Raw genomic sequence first — 12,904 nt, forward strand, 5'->3', positions numbered from 1 at the left:
TTGCATCACGCGAGCCAAATAAATGAGATCAGCTTATTCCTTTAATTCAATTACAATTAATGGACGAGAGATCAAACTTGATCATATCCTTACGGCGGTAGCTGAGCCACTGTCTCCTTTTGAAATAAGTACTTTTTCGTTTATCCGAAGTTGGTTTAATGAGCAGGATGAATATATACAAAACACGAGCGGCTCAACGGGCATACCAAAATCTATCGCGATATATCGCAAACAAATGGTGGCTAGCGCTCAGTTAACCCAGCAGGCCCTTCATCTACGAGCGGGAGAAACTGCATTGGTATGTCTTGACACAGAATACATTGCGGGAAAAATGATGTTAGTAAGAAGTTTCACTACTGACATGAAGATCGTAGCCGTTGATCCTTCGGCAAATCCCTTTCGCGATATTCAATCCGACGTGCCTATCGATTTCGCTGCACTTGTACCTTTCCAGGTATATGAAGTCATTTCTTCTAAATATGCCCACAGGCTGAATTCAGTTAGAAATATTCTTGTTGGTGGCGCCGCGTTAACGCACGAGGCGCAAAAATCACTAGCTCAATTTACCGGTCACGTCTACGCAACCTATGGGATGACTGAAACAATATCGCACATTGCGCTACAGGCAGTGAACGGACCATTGGCCTCCGGCTATTTCAAAGTACTTCCTGGAATAAAGATCAATACCGATCTTCGGGGATGCCTGGAGATAACGGCACCTTATCTATCCGAAAAAATCATCACCAATGATATCGTCCAGATCCAAGATGAACACCATTTTAAATGGTTAGGACGGTCTGACAACCTGATTAATACAGGCGGTATAAAACTGATACCAGAGAGAATAGAGGCTGAAATCGGGAAGCTTTTTGATGAAGTGAAAATTGGTAACAAGTTTTTGATTTCAAGTTTGCCTGACCCAAAATTTGGCAATAAAGTTATCTTGCTTGTGGAGGGTAGTCTTGCGTTTGATTCGACAGACCTTTACGAACGCTTGAAAAAAATTTTAGCACCGTATGAAGTTCCAAAAAATATATACGATAACGTCAAATTTGTTTTTACTCAAAACGGAAAAATAGATCGCAGGAAAACGGTCCAAATGATGCATAACCAGATCTGACAGAACACCCCATTTTGGGAAATTACCCTAAAAAACTCGTCTTGAAATCATTGTTTCTAACTGGCTTTAAAGGTTGTTCATCGGTATTTGTTATTCTATACCAATTTGTCTGCCCAACTTGGTTACATCGTTATCAATTTTTTTATTTAGATTTGATTGTCTCGGGTTGGTTTTAAGATCCCGCCCTATTGCAACAGGTCTTAAAACACCATAATTTTTTTAAATTAATGCCATGAGAAAGGTTTTGCTCATCGAAGATGATGCACTGTTATGCTGGCTTTTAGAAAAAATCCTCAAGAATCAATATGAGGTAGCAATCATGAATGACGGCATGGAGGCGTGGGCGTGGCTTGCCCAAGGCAATGTACCCGATTTAATTGTTTCCGATCTCAAAATGCCTGGCTTAGGCGGGATTGAATTGTTGGAAAATATAAACCAGAGCGAAACCCATAAACATATACCGCTTATTATTCACTCGGGTTATGAAGACGCCGTAAAACGGAAACAATGCCTTGATCTAGGAGCATTTGCCTACCTCGTAAAACCTTTCGAACCAGAATTTTTAGTTGCCGAAGTTGAACGAGCTTTAAAATTCGGAAATGCTAAAATCCTTGTAAAGTAAAGGATGAACAGCACTTTACGGCTTAATTTGAGATTCCCTTGTCAATCTGTTCGTAAACTCCAAGTATCCTTCAACGTCCTTTAACTCCACACCAACTAATTCTTCGAGCGCAAGTCGCTCTTGATTAAATAAGGATTGTGCCTGGATAATTTCTTCTTCCTGAAGCGTATAAGCCTGGATTGTGCCGCGATAGAACTCCAACGTTATTTTCCCTTCCTTAAATTTCTTTTCAGCATCCTGGAACATCAATAAATAATCCTCTTTGATTTGTTCACGTAGTTTGATGACTTTAAAGCGCTCCCTCAGTTTTTCAACTGACTGCAGTACATCTCTCCGCACCGCTAATTTTTTTGCGTTGACTTCAAATTCATTGATCAACACTTGATCTTTTGCTGCGTGGGCATTTAAGGGGGTATGAATAAAAGTACCGATGGGTAATTTGACGCCCACGTTATATTTAGGATAAAATGCACGGCCCCAGCCATCTACTTCTGTATTGCCCGTGAATTCGTTTACATTGGCTTGTACGAAGAAATGATCCAGCCATGCCCAGCTTGCCTTCGCCTTGAGTGCCTGGGCCATCTCTACCTTTTGTGTAGCAACCTTATTGGTAGGATGATTTTTCCATGCAAGTTGAACGAGGCGTTCCTCGAAAGAAACAGACGCAACTTGATCTGGTACTATAATCTTGTTATAGTCAACGCTTTGAGCAACAGAAAAAAAAGGAAGGAGAAGAAATAGATATAGCTCTGGTCTTTTCATAAAGTATTAGTTAATAGTTATGGATCTTACTTATGCGAAATGCAAATTAGAGGATATTGAGCAAAATCAAATACTCTATTGCTGATTACTTGTGCTTGAAAGCCTTAGATGTGACGAGGTATGTTACAAGGATCCTACCGATCAAAATTATTTCAATAGGTTAAGTGCTTTGATTGAATCTTGTTCAGCACAGTTCCCATTAACTTACCGTTAATTGATTTGAAATATTTGATCGCTTCCCTGTCATGGTGATTTAATGATGTATCAGCAGCGTAGACAGGTATCACTTTATCTGCATAGTCAATTAATTCCTTTGAATCAGAATAGTCATTTAATGCAGGCCCCTCCATTAAGATACAATCGTATCGTTCAGAGAGACTTTTAATCATTTGCTTGAAGTCACGGCCGGCCATGATCTCGGAGGGAGAATCATTGGCCCCTACGTTTCCAATAATGTCAACACCTGGGAACTTCGTGCGATTGATCAGGTTTCGCGCCAAATCACGTTCTCCTGGTTTCGACTTCACAGGTAATTCATTACGTTCGTGCTCCTCATCTTCCTCAATTGCGTTTCTTTCCTCCAGCATCAAATCATCGTCATCATCATCGTCGATGATACCCTTCTTCAGGAGCTTACGACTGTCCATTCTCGGTAACAATGCCTTTGTCAAAGAATTATGCCTAAAATTAGTATCAATGATCAGCACTTTGGAATGCACCAAACTAAGGGCATATGACAGGCTGACAATTAGAAATGACTTTCCTGTCTTAACCTGTCCACTGGTGATCAAGAAAACTTTACCATTCGAGCTCTGCACCTCGTAACGTAATTTCCGAAGGAAGTGTGAAAACGTCTCATAATCTTTGTTAGAGCTCCTGTCATTGAAAACCTCACGCAGGTTGAAGTCTTTATCCTTCAATAAATTGACCGACCCGATATTTGGCAGACCTGTAAATTTCTCTAAGCGATGTGCTATCCTGATTCTGCCATCTAAAAACTCAAAAGCGAATACACCGATTAAACTTAGCAGAAAACCCGCTCCGCCGGATACGCCCATGATCAACCCTGCTTGCGAAGACTCAGGTTCATAACTGGGCTGTCCTTCTAAAATTTGGCGTATAGAACTTCCTATAACAAGAGATTTATTTTTAGCAGCATTATATTTATCCTGGGCGTTAATATATTCTGACGTCGCTAACTCAACTTCTCTGTCCAGATCCGTTGTGCTTACTTGTTTAGAAGCAGCACCGGCAACATCAGATTTGAGCTTGCGCAACGACTGGTCTATAGACGCGAGATTGGTTTTTGCAATTTGCAAATCCATTTTCAGGTTATCACGCTCTTTCTCCAATTGACGAAACTCCTCTTCTGCTTTCTGATTTGCGCTAAGGGCATCCAACCTGCTTGTTTCCAATTGAAGCTCTTCACGCAACTGTGACAATTTACTTTTACTAGACTCACTGCCCGAAGCATTCAGTTCATTTATCTTGCGCTGCAACTCAAGAATTCTCTGATTGACGAGTATCGTTTCTTGTTGATTTGCCTTACCTAAAGCTTTAGATTTTACTTCAATCGTATTTTCGATTTTACGGAGTGAAAATTCAAGACGGTTGATCGTATTCGCTTCCCTGTCTCTGTTCAATTCGTAGTCCGTTATTAATGCGATCTTATTTTTAGTCTCGGCATCGTGCGTATAGACGTTATTGTTAAGTCTGAATTTATTTAAGGCATCGGTTTTTTCATCCAGTACTTTCTTTTTCTCATCCACTATCGTTTTCAAAAATTCGATTGATTCGGAAGAACGATCTGTTTTAAGTGTTTTATTATATCGGATGAATTCCTGACAAACGACGTTAACGGTCAGGGCAGACAAAAACGGGTTTTCCGAAACATAATCAACGGCAATAAAGTCTGAGTTATCCAGGCGTTGAATCCGAAGGTCCTTGCTTAGAGTTTCCGCATCGTATCCATATCCTTTCAGAATCGCAAATAATTTTTGATCCTCGGGGTCGTATAAATTTAGCGGCTTGATGTTTTTTAATTTTTCCTTAAAAAGGACGAGTGCCTTTTCGAGCGATTTATCGTCGATGATAATATTTTTTTCTTTTGAATCATCGAAGACCCTAAAAGGCTTTTCGTCTTCCAAGTCATGAATGACTAATCTGTAAGATACTAAACTCAACACAGGCACAGAATTCATAGATTCTATGATGTTGGTAAAGTTTGTACTTACATCAAAAGGGGTGGCCGGCACTTCATTTAACTTGACAGCATCATCGGTGGTAAAACCGGTTGAGAGTTGGGCGGTGGATTTGTACCGATCACCTATTTCAGAAATCAGGAAATAGGATGCAACGACGGTAAGTATAGGGACGCCAAGGAGTATCCCAAACTTACGTTTAAAGATCTTTAGATTAAAACTCATAGTATTAAAGCCACTACTAAATTACGCAAAAAACGCTTCGCAACGACGAAGTGTTCTCTTATTTTCCAACTATATTACCTGCATCGTTTGCAATGTCGCATTATTTGTAAAACCGAATTCTCACCAGTTCTTTTCCCGTAACGGGATTGTCAGCTTGCTCGACACTAAATATGATTCTATTGCCTTCAATTCCTGCATTTTTTAAGTAGTCCAGGATGTTTAAAAGTCTTTTTTGGTAAGTTTCCAGACTGCCATTACCAGACTTCAACGCAATGATTCTCATTTTGATGTCTTTCTTAGAAGATAATCCCTCATTTATTTTATTAAGATTCTGCTTTTGTTCGTTTGTGATGTCACTGACTCCCTGATCAAAATACAGCACCGGATCAAAAATGACACCGCTTAATTTTCGCACCTCTTCATCGCTGATGTAGTGATAATAGTCTTCTTCGCTTTCTTCCTTTACTGGGAATACCGCCACCCGGTAGATGTCGGAAAGTTCTCGATTCCGGTTACTTGAAAAGAATGCAACGCTGTCATGGTAGATGGAAAAAAAACTTTCAAATGCTGGGGAATTGATTTTCAACCCAAGATTCTTCGGAGCCGACCAAACCTCCCAGGATTCGTATAAGCGGTCACTGTAAAAAATATCCGAATTTCCGTATCCAGGGTGACCGTTGCTTGAAAAATATAATCGTCTTTTGTCGGGAGAAAGAAAAGGCGCAATCTCAAACCCACTGGTATTGATAGTGGAACCGAGATTTTTTGGTTTGGACCACTCCCCTTTCGTGTTTTTTAAGCTTATGTAAAGATCTTCATTGCCGCGGCTTTCTTCACTATTCATCGAAAAGATAATAACCTTCAAATCAGGCGTAGCATAAGCGCCTAAAAAGTCGACAGTACTTAAACCTGGAATTTGAATCAGCTTCGGCTGCGACCATGTGTTTCCATTTTTTTTGGATGAATAAATACCCTGTACGCGTGTGGTACCTGTTGTATTCAACAGATAGATCTCATCGCCTTTTTCACTTACGCCAATAACCGCATTTGTACCTTTGTCATTAACTGACTTTTCGTTTTGTGGTTTACTCCACTGCTGTGTTTCCTCATTTAACTTACTAACCCAAATATCCGTGCCGGTAAACTTCCCACCAACATTTTCAGGTGAAGCAGCTCGTGAAAAAAACAACATTTTACCATCTGGCGTTTGCATAGGCAAAATGTCTTCATACGGGCTATTGATACTCGCTTCTAACTTACGCAGCGGACCAAAATCCCACTCTTGACCCAACACTGTGAATGGAGATATCCAAAAAAAGAATAAAATAATTCTTACCATGTCTGTTGTAACTGACGTTTGAAGTTATTCAATCGGACGGAAAGCACTAATTCATGACTTCCACCTAAAAATTGGCGCGCATTGCCGCCGGAAAGCTCGTACGAATAAGAAGCGCCGAGTTTCTCATTTAAGTTAAATCCCAGCATACCAATCATGCTTTTAACATCACGGTATGTCACGCCAAACCATATTTTTTCCTGAATGTATACTTTAACGTTATAGTCAATTAAAAATGTATTATCAATTTGCATAAGCGCTAGGACACTAGGCTTAATATCCATCGTGGCACTCACAGGAAACGAATACCCTCCTTGAATTACTGCACGATAGACATTAGGACTACCGATAGCAGTTTCTATGTCATCTATACCTGTACTAGGATTATTGAGTCCTTTATTTAAAATTGGTAAATAAGAGAAACCTACATAGTAGCGAGAGGCATAAACTAAAAAACCTGCCCTAACATTTAAATTTGTAAACGATGATCCTGCTTGCAATTCCCTTATCACGCCATCATCACTAATTACTATCGGAGAACCATCAGGGTTTTTGCCTAAATAAATTTTATTAACATCCACCCTGGAATTATATAACGTAGCATTAACACCTACCGCCAATCGCAGATCTTTACCCAGAGGATAATGGAAAGAATAATTAACCCCTCCCCCAATACGATTGATGAGATTTTCTTCTTCATTAAAAACGTTCACTCCAAGTCCGTGGATGATTCGTTTCAGCTTTGGTATCTCGTTATTTTGCTTTTTAGCCATACTCGTACGAATAGCATTCAACGTCAGATCCAATGGTTCTTTCAGGCGAAAATTAAACGAGGCGTTAATAAACTTCGGCGCGCCATCACCAAGTCCTGCCCATTGATATCGATATCCTAATTTTAAATCTTGATAACCTTCAATGCCAGTAAAGGCGGGATTAAAATTTGGGGCGAAATGAAAACTTTGGCTGCTGTTAGGAATGTATTGACACATTCCGGTAAGACTCAACTGTATAAAAATCCCAATAAGTAAAACTCTCTTCATTAAAATTACCTTAAAATAGTCACGACACCTTTATACTTCTTTTTATCATACTTTAAATCGATGGTATAATAATAACTATCAGGAGGTAAGGTACTGCCATCAGGTCCGTTTCCATTCCAGCGATTATCAAAACCTTTCGCTTCATACACCAAGGTCCCTCGTTTATTATACACACGGATGAGAGCGTCCCTATATCTATCGAGTCCATTGGGGGAATAGATGTTCCAATATGGGTTGTCTCCATTGGGTGTAAATGCATTCGCGATATCAATCTCCAAATAGGTATAAATTAAACCAACAAGTCGTTCTTTTGTTTCCCCAAATGCGCCGTCACTCAACTTAATTGACACTTTTCTGTTTGCTAAAGTAAAATCGTCAATGGCCACATAATTGTAACGTATTGATCTGATTGCGGCGACATAGTCCTTTACGGGGGCCTTACCCGTTAAGGTCAAAATACCAAAGCTCTCATTAAAATTTCCAACAATTCCCAGCGTATCGTTGAAGATAAATTTATCTTGCAGTTCCCTGTATTGCAGCGATTCCGTGAATCCGATTTCTGCTGCAATAAGATTATCCCCATCCACGTCCTTGGCGTCGAATAGTTTGGTGAGTTTTACGGGAATTTCACTTCCTAATTCATATTTTAAAGTATCACTTTCAGGCGGCTCAATGGCAATTATTTCCGGCGGATCATTTACTGGAAGAATAATAACAGTGATATTCGCTTCTGTTTGGCTGTAATATAGTGCATCACTTGCATTCCATTGGATGATGTCTGCTCCAGTTGAGTCCGGTAACGGTTTGTAGGTCAGGGTTGGAATAGCAGAAGCTGGTATGATGGCATTTAGCGCTACTGCACTTCCGTTAAGCATCAACGTTCCCTTCGAAGGCAACTGCTTGATTTGTATCTCCGCTAACGGGTTAGCATCCAAATCGGTAAAATTATCTGAAAATTGAGTACCGAACACGTACGATCCATCTTCATCCATTTGAATTACAAATGGCGTAAGGGTAGGGCGAGAGTTCACTTTTAATATAAATTCCTGATCCGTTACCGGACTTGCTGAAGGATCTTTTGCTTGAATTTTAACGGGTATCTCCCCCGTTGTGCCGGCTGGAGGCGTGCCGCTCAATGTTGCACTTCCATTCGCATTTTGTGTTAGAGACAACCAGGCCGGAATTGTCGGTGCTGCAAAAGTAATGGCTTCATTTTCGACATCGGTGGCAATTACCAAATAACTGTAAGGCTGGCCAACTTCTGCCAATGTTACAGCTTGAGATGTAATAACGGGTGCATCATTGACGCCTTCAATGATAAGGCTAAACGATTGTTCAATAAAATTCTTATTTGGTGCTGGTGTATCAGCACCATTGTCCTGAATCCGGATGGTAACCTGCACTGTACCAAAGACATTTGCTTTTGGTTTAAATCGTAGGCTACCGGTAGTTCCACTGGTGTAGACTATTTCGAATGGCTCAAACCGATCCGGCTGATCGTTTGAAGCCGTTATCACTACGGTTTGATCGCCTTCACCTGGTCCCGTTGAAATCCCGGTAAGCCCAACAGTAACTACGTCCAAAGGATCCTCCTGAATAGTTACGTTATTTATGGCATCCAGTGTTGGTGCATCGTTCACGTTGACGACAAGAATTTCAGCATTAATAACATTGCTATTGCCTACGCCATCGTTCACGACCAGCCCTACGCCTAATGATCCATTAAAGTTTGACGCTGGCGTTACGGTTGTACCACTTACGGTATAATTAGCGCCGTTACCCTGAAGCAAGAGGGTAAATCCAGTTGGAAAGGAGTTGTCAACGTCCGTGACAACAAAATCCGCTAGTGTAAGGGTGATCGGTTGGTCCTCCAACGTGGTTAAAGTGTTTTGTGCTGTAATCACTGGTGGATCATTTACAGATGTTACTTGAATCTGGATATCGTATGATGGACTATTTGTCTGACCATCATTTACGATAACCGGAACGGAAAGCGTTCCATTAAAGTTGGCTGCTGGTGTAATAATATCTCCGGACACTGTATAATTCGTACCATTAGAAATCGTCATTGTAAAACCGGTTGGAAAGGAATTATCCGGATCATTAACCTGAAGATCAGCTAGTCTCAATGTTACAGGTACATCTTCCGATGTCGTAACACTGTATTGCCCGGTTATCGTAGGAGCGTTATTTATACCGGCAACGGCGATTTGCAAATTAAAGGGAGCGCTGTCAACAGCGCCATCATTTACCTTAACACCAACGGTAAGTTGTCCATCGAAATTGGGATTTGGAGTAATTGTTGATCCTGAAAATGTATAATTTGTTCCGGGCAAGATTGTCAGGCTAAAGCCAGTAGGGTAAGGGTTATCCGGATCAGTCACTACTAAATCATCAAAATCAATTGTGATGGATTGTCCTTCGTTTACAGTTAAGGCTTGTTGCCCTGTAATAACGGGCGGATCATTTGTAGAATTGACCAGGATTTGCAAATTATAAATCGAACTATTGGCAACACCATCATTTATAAAAACTCTTACCAATAAAGTCCCGCTAAAATTTGCGACTGGAATGACAGTGTTTTCGGTAATGGAATAATTAGCACCACTGAGTATATCTAGCGTAAAATCATCCGGGTAAAGATTATCAGGATCAAACACAATCAATTGAGATAAAGCGATAGCCACAGGCTGAACCTCAGCAATACTAATGGACACCTGCCCGGTTATCTGCGGCGCATCGTTTACCGGGTTCACTTGTATTTGCAGGTTAAAGGGAGCACTTGAATTTGTTCCATCACTGACAGTTACCGGAACGCTTAAGGTTCCATTGTAGTTGACATTCGGGGTAACCGTATTTCCGGCTACGGAATAGTTGGAGCCCGTCGCAACACTTAGTGTAAATCCAGAAGCATTGTCAGGGTCAGCAATGGTCAAATGAGAAAGTAAAACAGTTAGCGATGCTTCCTCATTTATACTTAACGGCGACTGTGCTGTAATAACAGGAACATCGTTGACGGCATTTACAGTAACCTGAAGATTAAAAATGTTACTATTTACCGTTCCGTCGTTCACATGGACACGTACGACTACAGTGCCTGTGACATTTGCGTTGGGAGTTATTGTATTGTCGGCGAAAGTATAATTTGGATTTGATAAAACTGTTAAAGAAAAATCTGTAGGGTAAAGATCATCAGGATCCGCATCTGTTACAGTTAAGTGCGTGAATAATATTTCCAGAGGTTGTTCCTCATTTGTTGAAACGGCTGACTGGCCAGTAATGACTGGTGCATCATTAATAGGATTAACTGTTACCTGAAATGAAGTAGTCACATCGTTAGAACCGTCATTTAATGTAAGTGTGATGTTCGCAATTCCGAATCGGTTGGCTGCGGGAGTTACCGTAACCTTTCTTGCCGCGCCTGTGCCCGTAAAGGTAATATTACCATTCGGAACTAATGCGGTATTGTCCGATGTACCACTAACGGTAAGGGTATTCACTGGCGTTTCGGTGTCACCCACCGTAAAATCTAATGCAGTCGTGGCGTTATCCTCATCTATTGCCTGAGCAGCTATCGTGGAGATGGTAGGTAAATCGTTAACAGAGTTGACAATAACTTGAAAAGTAGTAGACGCTGTATTTGGACCGTCAGACACGGAGATAGTTATTGTAGCACTACCAAACTGGTTCGCCACTGGTGTAACTTGCACCGTTCTGCTGGCACCGGTCCCATCGAGAACGATATTTGCGACAGGCACCAAAGTTAGATTGCTGGATCCGCGGCTAACAACTAACCCAGAAGCTGCAGTTTCCACGTCATCTATCGTGAAGGGCAGAACGGTGGTTTGTGCATCCTCATTAATGGCCTGGTCTGAGATTGTAGTGACAGTAGGCATGTCGTTGACTGTGTTGACCGTGAGCTGGAACGACGTTGATATTTCCGTTGTTCCGTCATTCACCTTTAACGTTATACTCGCTGTCCCGCTTTGGTTAGCTGCAGGTGTAATCTGCACCGTATTGCTGGCGCCGCTTCTGACGATTACAATGTTTGCATCAGGAACTACACCTTGATTACCGGATGTGGCTGTGAGCGTTAAATCACCAACCGCGGTTTCTTCATCACCGATTGTAAATGCTAACGGAAGCGTAGCCACATCCTCATTGGTGGATTGGTTAGCAATAGGCGTTATCGTTGGCGGATCATTTACAGCGTTAACAGTTACCGTAAAGCTTGCCGTGTTGCTATCCGCACCATCACTTACTTCTAACGTGATTGTGACTGGACCACCACTCAGATTTGAAGCTGGCGTAACTGTAACTGTGCGGCTGGCTCCTGTGCCACTAATCAATATTCCTGTAAGCGGTATTAGTGTTTCATCACTTGAAGTTGCTGTCACAGTCAACGTGTTGACCGCATTGTCAATATCTCCTACTGTAAAAGTTAATGCACCCGTCGAACCCCCTTCATTTATTGTCTGTGTTGATGGGCTAGGACCTGTTATCGTGGGCGGATCATTTACCGCGTTAACAGTTACTGTAAAGCTTGCTGTGTTGCTATCCGCACCATCACTTACTTCTAACGTGATTGTGACTGGACCACCACTCAGATTTGAAGCTGGCGTAACTGTAACTGTGCGGCTGGCTCCTGTGCCACTAATCAATATTCCTGTAAGCGGTATTAGTGTTTCATCACTTGAAGTTGCTGTCACAGTCAACGTGTTGACTGCATTGTCAATATCTCCTACTGTAAAAGTTAATGCACCCGTCGAACCCCCTTCATTTATTGTCTGTGTCGATGGGCTCGGACCTGTAATCGTGGGCGGATCATTTATCGCGTTAACAGTTACTGTAAAGCTTGCCGTGTTGCTATCCGCACCATCACTTACTTCTAACGTGATTGTTACTGGGCCACCACTCAGATTTGAAGCTGGCGTAACTGTAACTGTGCGGCTGGCTCCTGTGCCACTAATCAATATTCCTGTAAGCGGTATTAGTGTTTCATCACTTGAAGTTGCTGTCACAGTCAACGTGTTGACCGCATTGTCAATATCTCCTACTGTAAAAGTTAATGCACCCGTCGATCCCCCTTCATTTATTGTCTGTGTCGATGGGCTCGGACCTGTAATCGTGGGCGGATCATTTATCGCGTTAACAGTTACCGTAAAGCTTGCCGTGTTGCTATCCGCACCATCACTTACTTCTAATGTGATTGTGACTGGGCCACCACTCAGATTTGAAGCTGGCGTAACTGTAACTGTGCGGCTGGCTCCTGTGCCACTAATCAATATTCCTGTAAGCGGTATTAGTGTTTCATCGCTTGAAGTTGCTGTCACAGTCAACGTGTTGACCGCATTGTCAATATCTCCTACTGTAAAAGTTAATGCACCCGTCGAACCCCCTTCATTTATTGTCTGTGTTGATGGGCTAGGACCTGTAATCGTGGGCGGATCATTTATCGCGTTAACAGTTACTGTAAAGCTTGCCGTGTTGGTATCCGCACCATCACTTACTTCTAACGTGATTGTTACTGGACCACCACTCAGATTTGAAGCTGGCGTAACTGTAACTGTGCGGCTGGCTCCTGTGCCACTAATCAAT

General features: G+C 41.7%; 7 protein-coding genes. 2 read left to right on the plus strand and 5 right to left on the minus strand.

Going from position 1 to position 12,904, the window contains the following annotated elements; all coding sequences use genetic code 11:
• Positions 1–22 precede the first annotated feature (22 nt).
• Complete coding sequence (locus P2W71_RS23355) at positions 23–1,120, plus strand: AMP-binding protein (RefSeq protein WP_276373824.1); 1,098 nt, start codon at positions 23–25, stop codon at positions 1,118–1,120.
• A 232-nt stretch (positions 1,121–1,352) separates the two neighbouring features.
• Positions 1,353–1,742, plus strand: a complete 390-nt coding sequence (locus tag P2W71_RS23360; RefSeq protein ID WP_276373825.1) for a response regulator — start codon at positions 1,353–1,355, stop codon at positions 1,740–1,742.
• Positions 1,743–1,757: 15 nt separating this feature from the next.
• Here the strand turns inward: P2W71_RS23360 and P2W71_RS23365 are convergent, their stop codons facing one another.
• From P2W71_RS23365 to P2W71_RS23385, 5 genes are all read right to left on the minus strand, one after another.
• On the minus strand, positions 1,758–2,504 hold the full coding sequence (locus P2W71_RS23365) for a TolC family protein (protein WP_276373826.1): 747 nt from the start codon (positions 2,502–2,504) through the stop codon (positions 1,758–1,760).
• A 152-nt stretch (positions 2,505–2,656) separates the two neighbouring features.
• Entirely contained in the window at positions 2,657–4,930 is a 2,274-nt protein-coding gene (locus P2W71_RS23370; RefSeq protein ID WP_276373827.1) for a hypothetical protein, read from the minus strand.
• A gap of 100 nt (positions 4,931–5,030) precedes the next feature.
• Positions 5,031–6,269, minus strand: a complete 1,239-nt coding sequence (locus P2W71_RS23375) for a hypothetical protein (protein WP_276373828.1) — start codon at positions 6,267–6,269, stop codon at positions 5,031–5,033.
• The gene (locus tag P2W71_RS23380; RefSeq protein ID WP_276373829.1) at positions 6,263–7,306 is read right to left on the minus strand and encodes a type IX secretion system membrane protein PorP/SprF; all 1,044 of its coding nucleotides are present in this window, start codon (positions 7,304–7,306) and stop codon (positions 6,263–6,265) included. The genes P2W71_RS23375 and P2W71_RS23380 overlap by 7 nt, the downstream gene beginning before the upstream one ends.
• 5 nt (positions 7,307–7,311) lie before the next feature.
• On the minus strand, positions 7,312–12,904 hold a 5,593-nt coding region (locus P2W71_RS23385), incomplete at its 5' end, for a tandem-95 repeat protein (protein WP_276373830.1).

Origin of the sequence: Chryseolinea sp. H1M3-3, from assembly GCF_029360725.1 — a bacterium.
Lineage (GTDB): Bacteria > Bacteroidota > Bacteroidia > Cytophagales > Cyclobacteriaceae > Chryseolinea.